Raw genomic sequence first — 21,436 nt, 5'->3', positions numbered from 1 at the left:
TTAGACAAGGAGGACCTCAAAAAAAAGAGCCAAAGTTCGGCTTTCCAAGGGAAATGCTCTCCGCGCGCGCAAATCGCCCTTTGTTCGCCCCTTGTTAAAACGCCAATCTACGATCGAGGGTTCGGTATTGAATGGCTTCCATGATCTGGGACGAACCAATATTCTCCTCCCCTGCCAAGTCAGCGAGGGTACGGGCCACCTTGAGAATGCGGTCATGCGCACGAGCGGAAAAGTTGAGTGTCTCCATTGCCTGCTCCAAAAGTTTGGAGGACTCCTGATCCAACTGACAATGAGCCCTCACCTGACGAGATGGCATCGCTGCATTGGTCAGAAAACCTTCGCTCCCCTGCAGTCGTTTGGCCTGAATCTCACGTGCAGCGATCACCCGCTCGCGAATTCGCTCGGACTTCTCACCGCTGGCCGAGCTGGCCAATTCCTTGTAGGCGACCAGGGGCACTTCGACATGCAGGTCAATGCGGTCGAGGAGGGGTCCTGAAATCCGCTGACGATAGTTCTCCACCTGGCGCGGGTTGCAGCGGCAGTCCCGCTTGGAATCTCCAAAAAACCCGCAGGGACAAGGGTTGAGAGCCGCGACGAGAACACACTTGGCGGGAAAAGAGAGAGAGCCTGCCGCCCGCGTGATGGTCACCTCGCCATCTTCCAAGGGCTGGCGCAGAACCTCCAGGGTGGAGCGCCGGAACTCGGGCAACTCATCGAGAAAGAGTACCCCATTGTTCGAGAGCGAAATCTCCCCGGGTCCGGGGTTGCTGCCCCCACCGAGAAGTCCCGCATCGGAGATGGTGTGATGCGGGGCCCGAAATGGCCGGGTGACCAGAAAGGACTTCTTGGGATCGAGCAAACCAGCGATGGAGTGAATTTTGGTGGTCTCAATCGCCTCGTCCTCACTCATGTCGGGCATAATGGTTGGCAAACGCTTGGCGAGCATGGACTTACCCGTCCCGGGAGGCCCCACCATCAAGATATTGTGTCCGCCCGCAACGGCCACCTCGAGTGCGCGCTTCACGTGGTGCTGGCCTTTGACATCTTCGAAATCGACTTCGTAGCTCCGCTGAGCCTGAAAGAACTTCTCGCGATCGAGATGGAAGGGTTCAATCGAGCGCTCGCCGGTCAGGTAGTGATAGGCCTGATTGAGGCTGGTAATGGGAATCACCTCAATGCCTTCGGTGATGGCTGCTTCGGCCGCGTTTTCTGCTGGCACGAGGATTTTCTTTCGTCCCCGCCTCTTGGCCTCAATGGCGATGGAAAGCACTCCCTTGACCGGCCGCACGGTGCCATCCAACGACAACTCGCCTACCAAGGCGTAATCCTCCTCATTGGGAAAGGCGGTATCCATTCCATTGGCTGCGATGGCCAAAGCAATGGGAAGATCGAAGGACGGACCTTCTTTCTTCAAATCCGCTGGCGCCAGATTGACCACATTGACGACGCAGTCCGTCAGACCCGAGGACGAAATGGCCGATCCCACCCGCATGGCCGACTCGCGAACCGCCGCATCCGGCAGTCCCACCACGATCGTGCCCGGCTTTTCGCCATCGCGGCCGTGGACCTCAACTTCCACTTCCACCGCGTCAACCCCACGAAGAGCTGCTGAAAATAAACGAGTAATCACTCCGCAAAACTAGCGGGTGAATTCAAAACTTGGCAAGAAAAAGATGTTCGAACGAACAACCTCTCTTCCAAAGAGCATCGGATTTTAAACGAATCCAATCAAATCCGCCACTCGGTAGATGGCGTAGATGAAGGCCAAAATCAAAGCGACGATGAAGATTTTGATGCTGAATTCAATTTGCGGACGAGTCACGCGGAGGGATGTAAGGGAGGACGAGGAGGGAATCAAGCCGCAAGAGAGGTTTTGATGATGGAAATTGAGCAGGCAAAAAAATACAATTCACATACATTGACCGAGCTTTAAGCTTTCCCTTCCGGGAACCCGCACTACCCTTACAAACCGTCTCCGACCTCACCGGAGGACCTGCTCCAAATGACCAAAAACTCCAGCCAATCTGTCAAGGATAGCTTGCTCACCCGAGTGAGCCTCCTGCAACAGGCTCGTGAGGATGAGAACCATCCCGCGTGGGAAGAGCTGCTGAAGTTTTACGAGCCTTTCGTCTCGAAGGTTCTGCTCTCGATGGGCTTCCGCGGGGCTGATCTGGATGACGCCAAGCAACAGGTCTTCGTCAAGCTCTGGCGCGGCCTTCACACCTACGAGCGCGACCCGGAACGAGCGCTTTTCCGCACGTGGTTCGCCCGGCTCATTCGGAATACCGCGCTCAATATCATTCGTTCCAAGCAGCGCCAGCCTGCGGGCCCGAGTCTCGATGACGAAGGCTCGCGCAAAGCCAACCAATTGGCGGAAGAATCCGAAATGGAAAAAAGGGTGGAGCGCGAGTGGCAGGAATACGTGGTCGAGCTGGCCATGGACCGGGCCCGGCTGGTATTTTCCGGTCACGCTATCGACGTTTTTCTCATGTCTTTGGAAGGGCAGTCGGTGGAGCATATCGCAACCACCCTCGGCATTAAGATCAACACCGTTTACATTCTCAAACACCGGGTCAAAACCGTCCTGCTCAAGGAGATCAAGCAACTCAAGAGAGACTTGGAAGATTTCACCGAAGAATCCCCAGCCTAGCCATGCCCCCCTCCTCCCAGTTCGTTGACCTTTATGATCTGGCCGACCAGGTTGAACCCGCTACCGAACGTCAACTGGAGCTGAGCCCCCTCTATCAGGCGCTCAAGTCCTCCAAAATCCGCTACACTCGTTGGGAATCAATCGGCATCGGAGGGATGAAAGAAGTCTTTCGCGTCCAAGACCAACAGATGGAAAGACTGGTGGCCCTTGCCCGTCCGAAGAAGGGCTTCCAACCCGAGAGATACGATGCCTTCCTGCGGGAAGCGCACATCACCGCCCGCCTGGACCACCCCAATATCATCAAGCTCTTCGACATGGGGATCGACGAGCAAGAGCGGCCTTACTTCACGATGGAGTTCAAGCGGGGCCAGTCGCTCCGGGCGATTCTCAAGTCACTCAAAACGAATAAGGAAGACTCGCCCAGCTATTCACGAACCCGTCTACTCACTATCTTCGTGCGGGTCTGCGAAGCCGTTTCCTATGCGCATTCCCGCCATGTCCTCCATCTCGATCTAAAGCCCGAGAACATTCAAGTCGGGCCATTCGGCGAAGTCCAGGTCTGCGACTGGGGCATGGGAGAGATTGAGCACGGGGAAAGTGAAGAACACCTCTCAGAGGCTCTCCTGGACCCCGACCTCTACGGAGGGCAGCTGGACCCGGCCATCAAAGGCACGCCCGGTTACATGGCGCCAGAGCAGGAGAACCCCATGGCGCCAAAGACGCCCCAAAATGACATCTTCGCCCTGGGATGCATTCTCTACGAACTGGTCACCTTGCGCACCCCTTCGCACCGCGACAAGACTCCCCCAATATCTCCAGCGCTGGCTGCCATTGTCAGCAAAGCCTGCGCGCAGAAGCCGTTGGAGCGCTATGAGAGTGTGGAGGAGCTTTTGGACGACGTGAATCTTCATCTGACCGGCCGCAGTCCCAAGGTCGAGCAAGCGGGCTTCTTTCGCGAAGCACGACTCTTCTATCGCCGGAACAAGATCTCCTCCCTCGTCGCATTAGGTTCCTGCATCGTTCTGCTCGGAGCCGGCCTCTGGTTCACCCAACAGCTCCGCGTCAGCTACAAGGCCAAGACCGCTGCTCTTGCGCAGTCCAAGTTGGCACTGAACTCCGCAAGACGCGAGAAACAGGAGGCCGACCTCGCACGCAAGAACGCCGAGGAGGCCCTCATGAAGTATCAGCAGGAACGAGAATTTTCCTCCCTGCTCATCGACCGTCAGAGTGAGAGTGTCCTCGATGGAACCCTTCTCCTCATCGACAATTTGGTGATGCACGAAGCGGTCAGCCTCACCGCCTTGGACAATGCGATGGAGGAAATGGACAAGGTGCTGGCAACCAATCCTCCGGCGAACGAGAGGCTCTGGACCCTGAAGGCCTACACCTTGTTCATGCAGCAACGCTTCGCCGAAACAGAACCCTTCTATCAAATTCGCGAAGGTGACCAATCCGACCTCCGCAATCTGGCGAGAGAGTTCGCTCCCAAGCTGGGAGAAAACGGGCTACTTCCCGTAGACGACTTTCTGGATCTGCTCACCCGGCTCGCCAAGAATGACGACGATGTCCCCCCCAAACGGGATCGCTCTCCGTTCATGGAAAAGCTGGTGATTTACGACAGTCTGCGTCGCAACAACCAAGAGGAAACCGCCCGCATTATCGAGCACCTGCTCCGCATTTCCAACAAGTATTGGACCACGGGGCTCTGGGACTATGATTTGGAAGAAAACGCTCTCACGGTGCAGGGTGACCACCTCTACACCTTCTACCGCCCCCGCGTGCCGCATCGCAACTCGGCCTACCCAAACCTTTGCCTCCTTCGCCTGCTCCATCCCAAGTCGCTGACCCTCAAAACGAAAAACCTACGAGGATACAAGCAGCTCACTGGGCTGGATTTGCAGAAACTGGACATTCGCCAGGGCCCCCAAGCCCCCCTCACTCCTTTGCTCGGGATGAAATCCTTGCAGGAACTGGTCGTGGAGGAAGGCCAGTTTACCGCCGAAGAGCTCGGCGTCTTGCCCGACTCCGTTCGAATCATCGAGGTCAAGCCCGCCACCGGGATCGTCCCCTAACCCGCACTCCTTTCTCCTGTGGCCGGGAGGGAGCGCAATCGGAAGCGCGGATTGGATAAGAATTCTATCTTCTCCTGTTAAGAGAATCGGTGGCCTCTGGTTTAAGTTAAAAGAGGCGAATGTCCAGCACGGCAATTTTGGGCATTTTGCTTCTTTCTCCGCTTAGAAAATCCATGAAAATCAAACAAACAGCTGGCTATAGCCTGCCTGCCTTGGTCGCGCTTGGCCTCACGTCAAGTGTGTCCGGCCAACTCTACTGGGATCCCCTCGGCAACAATCATTGGGACCTTATCTCCGAAAATTGGGATAATAATGCAGCGACCGACAACTTCGTCGTGTGGGACAATACCGGCTCTCAAGAAGCTATCTTTGAAAGCAATGGTCTCGCCGAAATCGCGGATGGAGGAGTCACCGTGGGAGACTTGAGCACGACCGTCAGCCTGACCCTCCAGTCCTTCACCGACAACTTGGGCCTCATAACCATCAAACCGGGCGGCGCAACCTGGAACACCGGCGGTCTCGATATCCACTTCATCAACAATCAATTGAATGACACCCCGCTCTCCATCTCCAGCGGCGATACCTTGACGGTCTCTGGCGGGGGAACATTCGATACGGGCGAGAAGCCCAACGGCGCCATCTGGACTGCGGCAGGAGCCATCCTGGACTTCACCGAGGCCACCTTCATCCGGGGCAACCCCGGCTCGGTCGGACAATTTGATACCGTGAGACTCCCCGGCGGTTCTTCGTATATTCACGAACGAAACTCAGGGCAAACCTACTCGAACAATTGGGAACTCGGCGCAGGTGTAGTTCGCTTTTCCAACCGTTGGAACCGTCAGCACGAACACGACGGCCTCGTGAGCGGAGAAGGCACTCTCCAAGTTGATGCCATGGGCGGCCAATACGTTCGGTTGAAAAATGCCGCGAACTCGTTCTCCGGCGGAGTCATCATTGATAGCACCGCCAACCGCAGCGAACTTCTCGTCATCGGCGACGAAGGTGTTCTGGGAGCCGTTCCTGAAAGCTTCGACCCCGACAACATCATTCTCCGCGGCGGTGGTGAATTGAAACTCAATGGCGTTACAGTGAACCCAAATCGTGGAATCACTTTGGATGAAGGCGGCATGATCGTGAACAGCGGTGCCCCCAATACCTATGGTGGAACCATTACTGGCACAGGCGGCCTCCAGATTGGTCGGGCGCAAGGCGGCGACGCCAATGCCCTCATTCTCACAAGCGACACCAACGACTACACGGGTGGCACCCAGGTCTTTCGAGGTCGTCTGGCACTGGGGATCGACGAAGCTCTTCCTGACAATACGGTCCTGACAGTCGGCGGAGCAGGGTCCTCACTCTTCATCCTCAACGGTTTTACTCAAACGCTTACTGGTCTGGAGGCTGCGGCTTCCAATACTCGCCAAATCATTAACTACAACGGCGTCGGCTCTCCCGACCCCGCGACACTGGAGGCAGGCACGGTCATCCTCGACATCACGGACGAAGCTGAGGTCGATGAAGAATACTTCTTCGGCTCTGCCTTCGGCGTCGACGAGACCACTGATGCCGGAAAGCTCAACATCGTTAAAAACGGCGAGGGTGCTATCGGATTGGGCAACGTTCGAGTCGCAGGAACTGTCGACGTGAACTCAGGCACTTTGCGAATTGGTAATTCTGTCGGATTCAGCTCAGTCGGAGCGCTCACCAACAATGCCTCCCTCGTCATCGACGAAGAGCTGAACGCGGAATCCCTTGCGATGAACTCCGGAAGCGATACCCGCTTCAACTGGGAACTCTCGGATTGGACCGGCATCCCCGGCACCGGATTCTCCCGGCTCACTGTTGCGGGTACTTTGAACCTCGCTTCAGGTTCTCCGCTGACCATCGCTGTCGAAGAGAATGAGCTCGCCAACTTTGCTGAAGAGAACGTCAGTTTCGTAGTGGCAACCACAAGCGATCTCACTGCTGACGCAGCCGACATCACGGTCGATGCTTCGGGCTTCACCTCCGGCAACGGAACGTGGGCCGCTCGCATTGAAGGAAACGACATCTACCTCGACTATACCGCGGGAACAGCTTCCGACGCCTATTCCGCTTGGGCCTCTGGATTCGCAGGCCTGACTGGTGGCTTCGATGATGATGACGACAACGATGGTGTGGCCAACGGACTTGAGTTCTACTTTTTCAACTCCGATCCAACCGCTCCAGAGAGCTTGCCCTCTCCCTTGACCGTGGTGAGCTCAACTGGTGGGGGGAACCTTGTTTTCTCCCATGATCGTCCAGTTGACAGTTCTGGCCTGAGCGCTGCTTACGAATGGTCTACCACCCTTGACGGAGACTGGACAGCCAGCGGCTCCGACAATGGAGGGACCACAGTCACCATCACTCCCGGGACTCCAGCAGCTGCCGCTGCCGGCTATGAGAACGTCGTCGTCACCGTGAGCAGCACTCCTGCTACTCTCGATAAGGTCTTCGTGCGCCTCGCCGTCAACCAGCCCTAACAATCTCCCCTTTAACGGGTAATCCAATAAAGCCTCGGGAGTGGAGACGCTTCCGGGGCTTTCTTACTATGAAACACATCATCCAACTCACTGCTCTCCTCTTGCTCTCAGGAGGATCGACCCTTGCCAAAGATCCAGCTCTTCCCAGCGAAAAGCTGGATTTCACACAGGGAGACACCCTGCCCAGACAGATCTCTCACGACTGGACCCTCGGTCCCATCGGCGCTCGTGGCTGGTGCCAAGTCAGTAAGTATGGAGCGGAGGGAACCACCAAGGACAGCCGTCAGATCCTCATCACCAAAGTGGACTCCAAGGGCACGGCCGCAGAGTGGCTGCAGAAGGGTGATGTCATCATCGGAGTAGACGAAACTCCCTTCCAGAGTGACGCCCGGATCGCCTTTGCCAAAGCGATCTCAAGTGCCGAAGAGAAAGGCGTATTCTCGCTGCTCCGACACCGCGACGGTCAGGTCACTCCTATCTCCATCCCTCTTCCCACCCGTCCCCCATTCGCCAACACCGCCCCATTCGATTGTCCCAAGTCTGCTCAAATTCTGAAAGAAGGTTGCGACCACTTGGCCAGCCGTGGCTTGGGCTCCCCAGCCATCGACACCCACCTCAATGCCCTCGCTCTGCTCGCCACCGGCGACCGGGCCTACAAGGACGAGCTCGAACAGCACGTCAAGAAGACCTTGGCCCGCCCCCTCTCGGCCGACATGCCCCTGGCCTGCTGGCACTTTGCTTTCGCAAACCTGTTTCTAACCGAATACTACCTCATCACCGGGGACCGCTATGTCCTTCCTGAGATCCGCCGCCTTTCCGGACATCTGGTGGCAGGTCAAGGGCCTCTGGGCACCTGGGGCCACACGTTTGCCGAACCGACCACCGATCGTCTGCGAGGCTACGGAGCGGTCAACGCAGTGGGGATCCCAGTGGCCATCTCCCTGGTCCTCGCCCGCGAGTGCGGCCAGGATTTTGCAGGCTTGGATGAATGCATCGAGCAAGCTGCCACCTTTTTCCGTCGGCACGTCGGCATCGGCGCCATCCCCTACGGAGACGGGCCTCCCAACCTCGAATATGGTCATGACGACAATGGCAAAAACTCGGCTGCAGCGGTTTTCTTCAGCCTTTTAAACGATGCCCCCGCCACCGCCTTCTACACCCGCACAGCCCTCGCATCTTACGGTCTCGACCGCGAGCAAGGCCACACCGGCAACTTCTTCAACATGCTTTGGTCTGTTCCAGCGGTCGCCTTGGCCGGTCCCACCGCCTCCGGTGCCTGGATGAATGAATTCGGCTGGTATCACGACCTTGCGCGCGACGCCAACTATCGCTTCCCCTACCAAGGCTACCCCAGTCAAACCCCCGGCAATGCCTACGCCAAATGGGATTGCCCCGGTGCCTACCTGCTTCACTTTGCCGCCCCTCTCAAGAAGCTACGCATCTTGGGACGAGGAGTCACTTGCCAGCCCAAGCTGACCACCAAGGAAATCACGGAGACCTTGGAGGCAGGCAAAATCAACTACCGCTACGCCTCCCCTGAGTTTCTAAGAGAAAGCCTTTCCTCCTGGTCGCCAATCGTTCGCAATCTGAGTGCAAAGGAACTCCGTCGTCGCAAGATTGGCCTCGATTCACCCGCCAGCCTCACCTCCAGTAATCCCCTGGATCGGATTGCGGCCCTGAAGTCTTCGAAGAACTTTGACCAATGCCAGCCCCTTCTGGCCGACCCCGACTTGCGCGTTCGCATGACTGCTATTTCCAGCTTGGCCGGAAAAGATAAGAAGAGGGCGGTTGCAGCGGTCTTCGAGCACTTGGCCAAGCACTCGGAGAAAGACCCCGTATTTACCCAGGCGATCGGGAACACCTTTTTCCCACTGGGCATTTCCGAGAAGGCCGTTGGCCAACTACTCAATGCACCTAAAGACCGGGAGACCACCATCAAGGCCATCAATATCCTCCTCAACGACGAAGATGCCCTCGTCTCCTCTCGCATCGCCATGGGACTGAAGTTCCTCCCCGATGAAGAGCTCATTCCCCTTCTCCCACTAGTCTATCACCGCGCGGCCAACCCACCGGCAGGCAACGTGATGTTCGCCAACAAGTTGCAGACTTCCTGCGCCGGAGTTCTGGTGCACCTCCGCCTGGAAGAAGGCCTGGAGACCTCCGCCAACCTGCTGGCTGACGAATCCTGGGGGCGCAACAACCGCCTCCCCCAAGCCGCCGCTCTACTGATTCAATACAAAGGTTACGCCAAGAAAGGGCTGAAGCCCGTCAAGGACACCATCGCGGGGATGACTTCTCCGGGGGATGTGAAGTGGAAAAAGCTACTTCAGGATTCAGTGGACATCATCGAGGCCTGTGAGACTCCCAAGGACAAATTGCCCACAATTGAGAGCATCACCAAAGACTTCAAAAACCGCTAACAACTCAACTCACCCAATAAATCTCTTCCACTAATTTGGGAGAGAAAGCGAAGTTCCGGCTCCAGGGTCCTCCATGCCGGAGCGCCTTGTGAATCGACTCTTCCGCAAGTCGTGCAGGAGGCAAAACCAGGATAGCCCGGCTCACCAGCCGGGTCTTTCTTTTTGGTGGGTAAGGATAGCACGGGCCGCCCGCTGAGAGCTTCTCGCTGAAATCCCAGAGGATGCAACCAGCAGGGAAAGGGTTTCCAATACCATGGGTGCATCCCCTCCTCCACAGCTTGGCTTTGCAAACGGCAGTAATGGTTATCGTCCAGAAAGATGCAGCGCGTCTGAGGAAAGTGCTTGGGATAACCCTCCCCCAATTCGTCCTGACGAGCTACGACCGTGCGGGTCTTCATCTTTTTCCCACGCAGCTCAAAGACCTCCCCGGGGAAGAGGTCTCCAATCACTCCCCGCTCTTCACGGCCCACAAAAACGCCATCGTGGCAGCACATGCCACGACAACGATTGAGCTCACAAGCGCGAATCGGAGTCTGCAAACTCTCATGGTCCAGCGCGGCCTCCCGCACGGTTTGCGCAAGGTCACGCTCGAGGCTTGGAAAAGCGGTGAAAGACACGAGCGACATTCGATCTCATTCTTGAGAAAGAGCAAGCACCGAGTCCATTCGTGATTCCTACTTCGGCAAAAGCTCCTTGTATTCTGCCTCAGTCAACCAGGTCAGGTCCTCCCAATAACCCGTATCATTTGGCTGGGGGCTACCCGGAGTTGAGCGTCCGTTGACGATGATTTGCGTGATTTTATCCGTGAGCTCCCTCACTCGTTCGGGATGCGCTTCCACCAGGTTGTCCGATTCGTCGGGATCTTGGGCCAGATTGTAGAGCTCCATGGACGTCTTCTCGCCGGGCAAAATCAATTTCCATGGTCCATCGGTGATGGCATAGCGAGCATCGGCGCAGCCGTGGTTGATGAGGGGAACCCGGGTCCTCTCTGCGTTGGGATCCAAGAGCACCCGCGCAAAGCTCTGACTATCCTCCCCCGCATCATCGGGGAGCTGAACTCCCATCAGCTCGGCCAGAGTCGCCAGAAAGTCCAGCTGCCCGACCAGACCATCATAGCTTCGGCCGGGCCCGGCAATTCCGGCAGGCCAGCGCACCAAGAATGGCACACGATGCCCGCCCTCGTAGTAAGAGCGCTTTCCTGCCCGATAACCACCGCGACTGTCGTGACCAAAGTCCCGAATCCTCTCAGGCCAGATGCGTTCGGGACCGTTGTCGCTTGTGAAGAGAATCAAGGTATTCTCATCCACTCCCGACTCTTCCAGAAAATCCAGGATACGACCCACGTGATAGTCGGTCTCGATTAGAAACTCACCGTATGGCCCCGCTTCGCCCTTTCCATGAAACTCCGGCAAAGGACAGACCGGGTAGTGCGGCGAAGTGTAAGGAAGATAGAGGAAGAAAGGCTTGCCCTCTTTCGCCTCGGTCACCTTGCCCGACATCCACTCGAGGGCCTTGTCCGTGAATCGCGTCAGGCACTGATTGTCAATGAAGTCAGGCGCGACCTCGAAGCCCTTCGCACCCTCGTCCTCGGGATCCAGATAGGGCGGCATGATGCGGTAGTCCGAGTGCCGGGGGTTCTTCTTCTTACCGGTCAACAAGGTCGGAGGCACCGCAGCATGACGGCCCTCGAACCAAGCTAAAATCCCGTAGTTGAGCGAAGCAGGAATCCCGTAGAAGTAATCAAAGCCTTTATCCAAAGGCATATCGCGCACGGGCTGCGACCAATCGCGTGTGGCCGGAGTGCCGGGAAAGTCCATCCCCAAGTGCCACTTCCCCACCATTGCGGTGTGATAACCTTGTTCCTTTGCCAAGCTCGCCAGAGTCATCCGATCATCCGTGATGAGCCCCTTTCTTTCCGCCCCGAAAACTCCATCCTTCAACAACGTACGCCAACAATAACGCCCTGTTAGAAGACCGTAGCGCGACGGCGTGCACACCGAGTCGGAGCTATGTCCATTGGTGAACGCGATGCCTTCGTTGGCGAGGCGATCGAAGTTCGGGGTCTGGAATTTAGCCTCGGGATTGAGCGCGCTGACATCGCCATAACCTTGGTCGTCCGTATAGATTACGATGATGTTGGGGAGCGCTTCCTTCGCTTCGACCTCTTTCTTTTTAGGTGCAGCGCCAGGCTTGAAAGTTTGAATCTCCAGCGCCGCGTCCGGCACCGGCTGGCCTGCGGCCCAGAAGACGCCGTTGACCATCACCCGCATGGAGTTGGGAACCGCAAAGTCGCCCGCGTGCCCCAGTGAGGTGGTAAAGGTCCGCCCTCCCCACTTGTTAGACCACGTCCACGCAATGGTGTCCGTCATCTCCGGCTTCAGCTCATGGGTGCCAAAGGCGTTGGTGCGCACGGCAGCCTTCTTGCCCTTCGGGCTGCCAGTTCCTTGCAGAATCGGGACTGCGCCAGACTGCAAATCGGTGAGGTAAAGTGTCCCGGGCGACTTCCAGTTGGCATCCGTCACTCCAGTTAGAATAGGATGTTCCTTCGCACTGGCAACCGGCTCCACCGTCGTCCCGCCCGCGAGATGAATTCGATAGGGTGTCCCCAAAGCATCGCGACCGAAGGTCGTGTTCCACTCGAACTGCGGATGGCCCTCCGGATAATTGAAGGCGTGGGTGCTGGTGCGGAAGCCAACCACGGGCTTGCCTGATTCCAGATAGCTCTGGATGTGCCCCAGCTGTTCGTCCTCCAGCTTCATGAAGCGGGTAAAAAAGATGCCCACATCCGCATCCTCCAACGCCTCCAAGCCCGGCAATCCGCGCGAATCTTTCTCCGCTTCCCAAGCCGGATTGATAACTGTTGTCTCAAACCCCAGTCGCTCCAACTCGGCGGCAAAGAGAGGCATGGTCTTTTGAGGAGTGTAATGATGAGTGCCTACCACGATGACAGCGTGTGGCTTTTCAGCCGCTGGCAATAGAACGGCTCCCATGGCCAGGGCCACAATCACCCTGAGAGATTTTAAATTTTTCATACTACTAGAATTGAAGGGCGCCTCTCCGGCCAACCGAGAGGAAGGTGCAGAAAGGCAGGATCACAACAAACCCCACGCCCGTTGTCTTCTCTACAGCGCTCCGGTGGCATTGATTTCAGAAACCACCGCTAGAACGATGAGAAAGAGAACAAAGCCAACGAAACCCAAGGCTACTTTGGACCCCGTGGTCTTGTATCGGCGAATGGCTCCGCAATCGCGGCACTCACTGGAGCGAACATGGAACGCTGCTTTAACCACAAGAAAGAACCATCCGAAAAGCATCACCGAGATCACGCTGGGGCGAGCACGAAAAAACTTGTCCTTCGAGGTATTGAGACTGCCGCAGCCAAGACAAGGCAACCCACGCTCTCGCTTCGGTTCTTCTGATGGAGCTCGAAACTCGCTGTGCGGGGATTGGTAAGGGTCCATGGCCTTGTTTTGTAACCGACGGTTCAGCTTTGCTGGAAAGCATCATTTATTCCGTGTCCGTCACTCTTCCCATTTGACCGTAAAGTTGCACAACCTCTTCCACGGACAACGCCCGGTCCCAGAGGGAAACCTCATCCTGCATCCCTTTGAAGAATCGCTTGTCGGCGCCTCGATAGGTCCCCAGGTAGAGACGGTCGAATTCTGCGAGATTTCCCTCGAACTTCATCTCGTTAAAAAGAGAACCGTTCACGAAGACACGTCCCACCCCGCTCGCCGCATCCATGGTCATCACGCAGTGAAACCATACCTTTGTGATATCCTCATCATGAACCACATTTGAAATGCCCCACCCACTTTGGTTCGCCGGAATCCCACGAAACTCGATTGCGGTCGCGCTCTCGGCGTCGGGGAATTCCCTCAACCCCAATGATAAAGTGTAGTGAGGAGCGGTCTCGAAGATAAATCCCCGTTCCGCCCCTCTGGGCACCTCATCCACTCGAAACCAGGCCGATAGAGTGCAGCCAGCTGATTGCGAAAGCTGAGACAGAATTGGTTGCGTTTCCAGGTGGGCCCCTCGCCCGTCAAACCTGGCCCCGCGACCTCGCAAACCAACTTCCGAAAACTCCACTTGCCCGTGTATTTTCAAGTCCAGGCTCTCACCCCCTCCTGCCGATCTTTCATTGCGCGAGTTTCCCTCGAACGACCAGTGAGCCAACAGTCCTCGCGTCAGGTCAGCCCCCTTGGAATGGTCATTCCCGGCCATCTCATGCCGCACTCTTGGGACGACGTGCCACTTGGGATACTTTTTCCTAAACTTGGTCCACTGGTTTAGCCATCTCGCCCCCTTGAGCTCCTCCCATCCATTCCTTCCCGCTCTTCCTCCCGCATTGAGTTCCGACAACATCAAGCGATCCTCCCGGGAGTCCAACAACGCCCCGCTGCTCTCGGTCAGCACGGAGATATCCCACACTTTCGCCAAACCACTTCCGGACCAATCGACCGCAGCCAGACTTTTTCGATCGGGAGAAAGCTTCGGGAACTGAAAGATGCTCCCTTCGCTCGCGACCGGGGAAGCCAGGGCCCTTCCGTCACGCAAATCGACCATCATAAATCGGCTCGGACCACTGGAAGTCACCCCCACGGCGAAAGGAGTTCCCGGAACAAAGAAGGAAGTCGCCCGCCCCAAGGCTCGAATCTTACGCCACTGCCACTCTCCCCTGGGATCCCGCTCAGCCAGACTCGCGAACTCCTCACCGACTCGGCTCAATAGAATTCGCGAACCATCATCCGAGACATCGATATTCGCATAGAAACCCCGCCCTACAGGGACACTTTCCCGCGTCCATTTCTGCTCGGAAAGGCTCCATTCCTTCAGATCAAAAATTTGCTCCCAATGGTCCTCTTCGAGGAACACGATGCGATCGCCCAGCAACTTCAACCGGCTGACATACCGCCCTTCTTTGACAGGGGGAGTTCTCGCGGGTTCTCCCTTCTGGCAGTCCCAAATCAATACCCCCTCACAGCTCGACCAGACCACCAGCCATCGACCATCCTGGGAAAATTCCATTCTCTTCAACGAGTCTGGCGGCGGAACGCTCTCCCGCATCTTTTCATGCTTTATCAAAACCGTCACCAAGCCTGAATCTCCCTCGACCCGACACAATTCTCCGCTGCGACACATCACCGCCACCCACTCCCCGCCGGGAGCATACTCGCTGACGAGAACCTCCCCCGGCACGGTGCCAGCCCGCCCGGACTTCGTCCCTTTTCTCCAGTCCCAAAACTCAACCCGTCCCCCGGTCAGACTCACCGCAAGCTCCCGCTCGTTTGGCGAAAAAGTGGCATCCACACTTTCTCTCTCATAGACCAACTCCCGCCCCACCTTTTCCCCGGTCTTTGCCTCATAGACCTGCCCCATCTCTCCGCTCGTATCGGTGATCCATTGGCCGCTCAGACTGTATCGCACTTCTCCAGCCACCTCGGCTGCGAACTGCCATTCCGACTCCCGAAGGCTCCAGAAGCGCAGCAATCCACACGTCTCCCATCCCGCAGCCAACATCCCATCCGGCGACACCGCAACCGACCTCACTTCAAACCGATTGAGCCCTACCGGTCGTCTCACCGACCCATCTTTCCAAGACAATTCACGCAAGCCCGGCCGATTCGCCAGCACACTATCGTGGTGAGGACGAAAGCGTGGCTCCCCCATCATCTCGTCAATCTTTCGCTCACTTCCTTTCCTCGAAGAGTCCCCTCCTCGATAGACAAAATCCTCGGGGTCCGCTCGCACATCGGTCGGTATTTCGTGGAAACGCGAGACCACCGCCCCAGTCCGCGTAATCATTGTTTCCATGATATCTTCTTCCAAGTAATACACGACTGTGTCCCCGCCTTTGAGAAAACCCGGATTTGCCAGATTGGCCCAGAACCAACACTCCCTCATGGGATACAAGGGCTTGCCATCTCCCGCCACGTCAAACACCCGAAGCCCCGAAAACTCGCCCTCCAACACAATCTGACGACGCAAGACCGTGAGGACAAAGTCTCCCTTGGGAGCGAATACGGCATACCCAATCTGCCGCCCGGGCACATGCTCGAAACTCTTCTCCGAAAAAGCAGCTCTGCCAAAATCATACAACCTCCCCTCCTCCGCGCCCACGAACAAACTCCCGCCATCCGGCGAAAAAGCCAAGGCCCCAATTGGCGCTCCCTCCCACTCAATCTTCTCAACCACTCTCCCTCCCTCCGACGACCACACCTCAATCAACTTCGGATTCTCTTCGGGAGCGAGGGCCACCCGCCCCGTTTTGGCACAGAATGCAGCAGCCTTGAAAATCACCCCTCCCGTGCTCGATTGCATCAGCCTCTCCCTCTCGATATCCACGACCTGCTGCAGCCCTCCATTCACAGATTGCGACGCCAGCAAGAAAGCCCCATCCGGCGAGAAATCAATCCGACAATGCCCTTCACCTAAAAATGGAACTTGCAGAGCCCGGACTGGTTCGGTCTGTCTCTCTGCCGCGATGCGCGCCCGCAGACGATGGGTTTGCGCCCGCGTCTCATCCGTTGCCCTTCTCGCAGCTTCGCGGAACCAGTAGGCCGCCTCGCCGGTTTCCATGGATTTGCCCGCGCTCAAGCCTTGGCTCACCGCCATTCCTTCCAGCGCCGCCACTGCTTCAGCCTCAGACTTCAGGACTTTTTCCTTCGAGATATTCTGCAGCACCAACATCGTGACCAACGAGGCAAAGACCGCCGCCATCGCCCACGATACAGCCTTGTTCCGAGCCATCCACTTCTTGAACTCGGCCCAGCTTCCACTCTCATGAGCCTGCACCACCCGACCTTCCAAATACCGTTGCAAGTCGTCGCCCAAAGCGCCCACCGACTGGTAGCGTTCGTCCCGATTTCGCTTCATCGCCTTGCGACAAATCGTCGCCAATTCGCGCCTCACGCTGGACGGCAGGGGTTTGGGTGGCCCCGCCACAACCTCTGCCACCACGTCCTTGGCGGCCCCTTGATAGGGCGGCCTCCCCGCGAGATAATGATACATCATCGCTCCCACCGCATAGACATCCGACCTCTCGTCCGCGTCCTCCCCGCGCGCTTGCTCGGGAGCCATGAACTCCGGAGTCCCCATCACCGAGCCATAGATCGTCGTCATTCCTCCGCCCGTAATCTCATCATCCTCACGCGGGCTCGTCACCTCACTCCCTTCGACCCGGGCCAAACCCCAGTCCATCACGTAGACCTCACCAAACTCCCCCACCATGATGTTGGTCGGCTTCAAGTCCCGATGAAGAACGCCCTTGCCATGGGCATAGGAGAGGGCCTGACACACTTGCACTAGAACTCGCAAGACCGCTTCCTCAGTCCAACCGCCCTTCCCCCCTCTCGCCAAATCGAAGACCTGCCCCAAGTCGCGCCCCTCCACCAACTTCATGGTATACCAACCCGTCCCATCTTCATCGAAGCCCAGGTCATGCACCGGCACAATCGCGGGGTGATCCAGTTGCGCGGTCACTTGCGCCTCTTCCATGAAGCGGGCAAAGCGCGAAGCCTCCGCGCCCCCCATGGTCTCATCGGGAGCCGACGCCATCCGCTTCATCGCCAGGGTCCGGCCCAAGTCCCCATCCGTCACTCGCAACACCACCCCCATCCCGCCCCGCGCGATCTCCTCCTCTACCCGATAGCGCGCGTCCCCGATCATTCTCCTCCTTGTAGCAATGATTCGATTGTTCGCAAAGACCCAGCATTCATCACCCGACTCTTTCGAAAAAGAATCCCAAAGGTTACTCCAAAAATAAATGAAACCTCTGAGTAACCATTCCTGGGAGCTCACGAAGGGATCAGCGTGAAGGTGCGAATTCGCTCCATGACCTTCATCGCGAACGAATCCCTTTTGATGCAACCCCATCCGCAAGGCATCGAAGATCTCGCGGAAGATTCCGCCCCACACGGTCAAGGTGAAGCCTTCCTACGAGGCCTTTTTCCATACCCCCATTAGCCAGATCACTTCCGCGTCCACTTCACCGCCTTCTTCCACTGTTTGCGCGATCTCTTTTTCGAGCAACTCCCGGAATCGCTGCCGCAACCGAAAAACAGCCACCTTCACTGCAGCCAAGCTCATACCCAACTCCCACCCCAACTCGCGCTGGGACAAGGCATCCTCCTCTCTCAGGAGTGAGGGCTTGAGGGCTACGAACTCTTTCCCCTTTCCCCGTTCAACATACTGCGCTTCCAGCTTCACGGTGACCTCATCGATTAAAGTCCTTACCCAAGCCCGCTCATACAGGACCTCCGGACTTTCCTCATTGGCTGCCAGCGCCGAAAAACTCCGCTCCCCTTCTCCGTGGTCCATCGAAAACTGCTCACTCCCACCCCCACGCTTCTGCGCCATCTTCTTGCGCGTTTCATCGACTAAAAACCGTTTCACCGAGCTCAGCAAAAAAGCCCGCAGCTTTCCCAAGCTCTCATCCGCGGACTCAATCCCCTTCCTTTCCAAGAAACAGGCAAAGAATTCCTGAGTCAGGTCCTCGGCTTCTTCCGCCTTCCAGCCCCGCCCGCGAATATAGGCGTAAACCGGCTTCCAGTAGATCTCACACAGCTCTCCGAGAGCCCGATGTGCCACCGGCTCTTCGGGAGAGGTTGCAGTTAAGACAAGACTCCATCTCGTCTGGGGGAAAACGTCACGACCCTCAGGCATCGTCATTACCCTCTCAGAATGCCTCCCGTTTGACAATCTTTGTGAGTATCGGGTTCGGCGAACCAAGCCGCGAAAACCGTCTAACTTGGAGGCACTTTCGCAAACTCCTCGCCTACTGCTGCACCTTGCTGGCCAAGAACTGCCCCGTCACGGAGTCCTCTTTCAAAGAAACATCAAAGGGAGTTCCGGCGGCGACGAGGTGTCCGCCCTCCTTACCGCCCCCCGGCCCCAAATCGAGCACCCAATCCGAGGCTGCGATGACGTCGAGGTGATGCTCGATAACCACGAGGGAATGACCCTCGGAGCGAAGCCGGCGCAAGACGTTGAGCAATACTTCCACATCCTGAAAGTGGAGGCCGGTAGTGGGCTCGTCCAACAGAAACAAGGTGTGGGGTGCCTTGGGTTTGGAAAGTTCGCTCGCCAGTTTCACCCGCTGCGCCTCCCCTCCGGAAAGGGTGTTGGCCGCCTGCCCGAGCTTGACATAACCCAAGCCCACATCACAGAGAGCCTCCATCACGCGATGAATCTTGGGCACGTTCGCGAAGAAGGTGCGCGCGTCCTCACATTGCATCGCCAGGATATCGGCGATGGATTTTCCTTTGAAGGTGACCTCCAGGGTTTCGCGATTGTAGCGCTGCCCATGGCAAGACTCGCAGGGCACCCAGACATCGCTGAGAAAGTGCATGTCGATCTTGAGCGCTCCCCCGCCCTGACACTTTTCGCAGCGACCGCCCTTCACATTAAAGGAAAACCGACCTGATTTGTAGCCACGCTGCTTGGAGATGGGCAAGTTGGCGAAGAGCTTGCGCATCTCGTCAAAGACCCCGGTATAGGTCGCAGGATTGGAGCGCGGGCTACGTCCAAGGGGACTCTGATCCACCACCACGACCTTGCCTAACAACTCCATGCCCTCAACTTTATCATGGGCTCCGGGAACCTCGGTGGCGTGATGAAACTCCCGCGCCAGCACCCGCTTGAGAATGGTATTCACCAGAGTGGACTTGCCACTTCCGCTCGGCCCGGTGACCGCCACAATGCGATGCAGCGGGATGGCAACATCGATATTCGCGAGGTTGTTCTCGCGCGCGCCCACGATGCGCAGGACTTCGTCGGAGTCGACCGGAGGCAGGGCCTTAACCGGTGCCCCCGCGGCCTCGCGCAACCAAGTCCCCGTCACCGAGTCCTTCGACTTCAGCATCTGGGGAACCGTGCCGGCGAAAAGAATCTGTCCCCCTCCCGTGCCCGCCATGGGGCCGACGTCGATGACCCAATCGGCCTCCCGAATCATCTCCTCATCATGCTCCACCACCACCACGGTGTTCCCCAAATCGCGGAGACGCTTGAGCGCTCCGATGAGCCGCTGGTTGTCCTTGGAGTGCAGTCCAATGCTGGGCTCGTCCAAGACATACAGCACCCCCGCCAAACCCGCGCCCAGTTGGGTCGCGAGCCGGATTCGCTGCGACTCCCCGCCGCTGAGAGTGCCACTGGTGCGATCCAGAGTGAGGTAATCCAACCCCACCTCGCGAAGAAACCGCAAGCGCTTCGCTACCTCACCCGCCACAGACTCCAAGGCCTGCAGCCGGTCGGGCGCGAGCTCCAATCGTTCCAGCCACGCGCTCGCCGAGGCGATATCCAGCCGACAAAAATCCGCGATACCGAGCCCCTCGCCAGCGCCTCCTTCGGACTCTTTGGAAAAAAGTTTCACCGCCAACAACTCGGGCCGCAGACGATCGCCGTGACACGCTCCACACTTTTGCCAAGTCATGAAGCGACCCGTCGAGCGCTTCACGCCCTCACTCTCGCTCTCCCGATAAAGTCTTTCCACCTGCCGGCAAATGCCCTCGAAGGGCTTTTCGAAATTGCGCACGTCCCCGTCCTTTTCCCAACGCATGGTGACGAGTTCCTCACCCGTGCCGTGAAAAAGCCGTTTCACAAAGGCCGCGGGCAATTCTTTAAAGGGAGTCTCCAGGTCCACCCCATCATGCTTGGCGAGAGCCTCGATCTGCAGTTGATTCCAGCCCTTGCGCTTGGCGGAACCCGCGGTCCAAACCCGCACTGCTCCGTCCCCAAGGCTGACCTCCTTGTCGGGCACGACCAGCTCGGGATCGCAGAAGAGCTCCCGTCCCAAGCCGTGGCAAAGCGGGCACGCTCCCTCGTGAGAATTGAAGGAAAAGCGGCGCGGTGTGAGCGCGCCCAGCTCGAAGCCGTTCTCGGGATTGCGCCAACTGGTTGAAAAGGAGCGCTCCTCCCACTCCTGTTCCCCCTTCGGCATCACGAGCGCACGGGCCTCTTGCCCACAGATCTGCAACGCGGTTTCCACCGAGTCCGCCAGCCGGCTCTCCGCCCCGGGCTTCACCACGAAGCGGTCGATGACTATCTCTAACTGCTCGATGATAGCAGGCCAACCATCAACTCCATCATCCAATTCATATATCTCCCCATTTAATCGTAGGCGCACAAATCCTTGTCGGCGCAAATCCTCCGCCAGGCCTCCGGCATCGACACCCGCCGCCGCTGGCAAGGGGGCCAACAGAATCACCTTCGTCCCCTCGGGCTCCTTCATCAGCCGATTGACCACTTCCGCGGCCGTCATTTTCTCCAATCGAGCCCCCGTTACGGGGTCATGGGGCACCCCTGCACCGGCATAAAGGATACGCAAATAGTCATGGATCTCGGTCGCCGTCGCGATGGTCGAACGTGGATTTCCCCTGCCACCACGCTGTTCAATCGCGATCGCCGGACTCAGCCCTTCTATCGAATCGACATCTGGTTTTTCAAACTGGTCGAGGAACTGTCGGGCATAGGCAGATAGGCTCTCCACATAACGACGCTGCCCCTCCGCATAGAGGGTATGAAAGGCCAGACTGGACTTCCCACTGCCACTCGGACCCGTGATCACAACCAACTTTCCACGGGGCAAATCTACATCAATATTCTGTAGATTATGCTGCCTGGCTCCCCGAATCCGAATCGTCTCCACTGGCTCAACTTCAGACCTTTCCATTGCTCCCACAAGCCAAAATCAAACATTCGGAAGACAAAGAAATTCAACATAGTCAAAATATTCTCTTGTCTTAACAAAGAAATTAGGAGAAAAACAATGAAATCCCCCCCTGATTGCGATGCGAT

Annotated in this window: 11 protein-coding genes; 4 read left to right on the top strand and 7 right to left on the bottom strand. The window is 57.3% G+C overall.

Going from position 1 to position 21,436, the window contains the following annotated elements:
- Nucleotides 1–94: 94 nt before the first annotated feature.
- A complete protein-coding gene (locus IE099_RS07675) occupies nt 95–1,630 on the bottom strand; it encodes a YifB family Mg chelatase-like AAA ATPase (protein ID WP_189569201.1) in 1,536 nt (511 codons plus the stop codon).
- 372 nt (nt 1,631–2,002) lie between these two features.
- Here IE099_RS07675 and IE099_RS07670 point away from each other — a divergent pair, with 372 nt between their 5' ends.
- The 4 genes from IE099_RS07670 to IE099_RS07655 all read left to right on the top strand — a co-directional run bounded on the left by IE099_RS07670 (nt 2,003) and on the right by IE099_RS07655 (nt 9,643).
- Nucleotides 2,003–2,650: an RNA polymerase sigma factor gene (locus IE099_RS07670; protein WP_189569198.1), complete on the top strand. Its 648-nt coding sequence runs from the start codon at nt 2,003–2,005 to the stop codon at nt 2,648–2,650.
- 2 nt (nt 2,651–2,652) lie between these two features.
- A complete protein-coding gene (locus IE099_RS07665) occupies nt 2,653–4,722 on the top strand; it encodes a serine/threonine protein kinase (RefSeq protein ID WP_189569195.1) in 2,070 nt (689 codons plus the stop codon).
- Nucleotides 4,723–4,895: 173 nt separating this feature from the next.
- Entirely contained in the window at nt 4,896–7,223 is a 2,328-nt protein-coding gene (locus IE099_RS07660) for a hypothetical protein (protein WP_189569192.1), read from the top strand.
- Nucleotides 7,224–7,291: 68 nt separating this feature from the next.
- Entirely contained in the window at nt 7,292–9,643 is a 2,352-nt protein-coding gene (locus IE099_RS07655; protein ID WP_189569190.1) for a DUF6288 domain-containing protein, read from the top strand.
- Here IE099_RS07655 and IE099_RS07650 read toward each other — a convergent pair.
- From IE099_RS07650 to uvrA, 6 genes are all read right to left on the bottom strand, one after another.
- Nucleotides 9,640–10,269 (bottom strand): DUF3109 family protein, encoded by a 630-nt coding sequence (locus IE099_RS07650; protein WP_189569187.1) that lies wholly within the window; start codon nt 10,267–10,269, stop codon nt 9,640–9,642. The two genes, IE099_RS07655 and IE099_RS07650, sit on opposite strands and share 4 nt — an antisense overlap.
- Before the next feature lie 48 nt (nt 10,270–10,317).
- Nucleotides 10,318–12,675: a sulfatase-like hydrolase/transferase gene (locus IE099_RS07645; RefSeq protein ID WP_229809439.1), complete on the bottom strand. Its 2,358-nt coding sequence runs from the start codon at nt 12,673–12,675 to the stop codon at nt 10,318–10,320.
- A 90-nt stretch (nt 12,676–12,765) separates the two neighbouring features.
- Nucleotides 12,766–13,104: a hypothetical protein gene (locus IE099_RS07640; protein WP_189569184.1), complete on the bottom strand. Its 339-nt coding sequence runs from the start codon at nt 13,102–13,104 to the stop codon at nt 12,766–12,768.
- Between the two features lie 46 nt (nt 13,105–13,150).
- Nucleotides 13,151–17,311 (bottom strand): protein kinase domain-containing protein, encoded by a 4,161-nt coding sequence (locus tag IE099_RS07635; RefSeq protein WP_189569181.1) that lies wholly within the window; start codon nt 17,309–17,311, stop codon nt 13,151–13,153.
- 267 nt (nt 17,312–17,578) lie between these two features.
- Nucleotides 17,579–18,307, bottom strand: coding sequence for an RNA polymerase sigma factor (locus tag IE099_RS07630; protein WP_189569178.1), 729 nt, complete (start codon nt 18,305–18,307; stop codon nt 17,579–17,581).
- Between the two features lie 112 nt (nt 18,308–18,419).
- The gene (uvrA, locus tag IE099_RS07625) at nt 18,420–21,311 is read right to left on the bottom strand and encodes an excinuclease ABC subunit UvrA (RefSeq protein ID WP_189569176.1); all 2,892 of its coding nucleotides are present in this window, start codon (nt 21,309–21,311) and stop codon (nt 18,420–18,422) included.
- Between the last annotated feature and the right edge of the window lie 125 nt (nt 21,312–21,436).

Origin of the sequence: Roseibacillus persicicus (assembly GCF_014651675.1) — a bacterium.
Taxonomy (GTDB): Bacteria; Verrucomicrobiota; Verrucomicrobiia; order Verrucomicrobiales; family Akkermansiaceae; genus Roseibacillus; species Roseibacillus persicicus.
This window is presented reverse-complemented; position numbering and strand designations above follow the sequence as displayed.

Excerpts from the sequence above, each read along its gene's own strand:
- IE099_RS07670 (WP_189569198.1), top strand. The coding sequence starts at position 2,003 with ATGACCAAAAACTCCAGCCAATCTGTCAAGGATAGCTTGCTCACCCGA.
- IE099_RS07665 (WP_189569195.1), top strand. The coding sequence starts at position 2,653 with ATGCCCCCCTCCTCCCAGTTCGTTGACCTTTATGATCTGGCCGACCAG.
- IE099_RS07660 (WP_189569192.1), top strand. The coding sequence starts at position 4,896 with ATGAAAATCAAACAAACAGCTGGCTATAGCCTGCCTGCCTTGGTCGCG.
- IE099_RS07655 (WP_189569190.1), top strand. The coding sequence starts at position 7,292 with ATGAAACACATCATCCAACTCACTGCTCTCCTCTTGCTCTCAGGAGGA.
- IE099_RS07650 (WP_189569187.1), bottom strand. The coding sequence starts at position 10,269 with ATGTCGCTCGTGTCTTTCACCGCTTTTCCAAGCCTCGAGCGTGACCTT.
- IE099_RS07645 (WP_229809439.1), bottom strand. The coding sequence starts at position 12,675 with ATGAAAAATTTAAAATCTCTCAGGGTGATTGTGGCCCTGGCCATGGGA.
- IE099_RS07640 (WP_189569184.1), bottom strand. The coding sequence starts at position 13,104 with ATGGACCCTTACCAATCCCCGCACAGCGAGTTTCGAGCTCCATCAGAA.
- IE099_RS07635 (WP_189569181.1), bottom strand. The coding sequence starts at position 17,311 with ATGATCGGGGACGCGCGCTATCGGGTAGAGGAGGAGATCGCGCGGGGC.
- IE099_RS07630 (WP_189569178.1), bottom strand. The coding sequence starts at position 18,307 with ATGCCTGAGGGTCGTGACGTTTTCCCCCAGACGAGATGGAGTCTTGTC.
- uvrA (WP_189569176.1), bottom strand. The coding sequence starts at position 21,311 with ATGGAAAGGTCTGAAGTTGAGCCAGTGGAGACGATTCGGATTCGGGGA.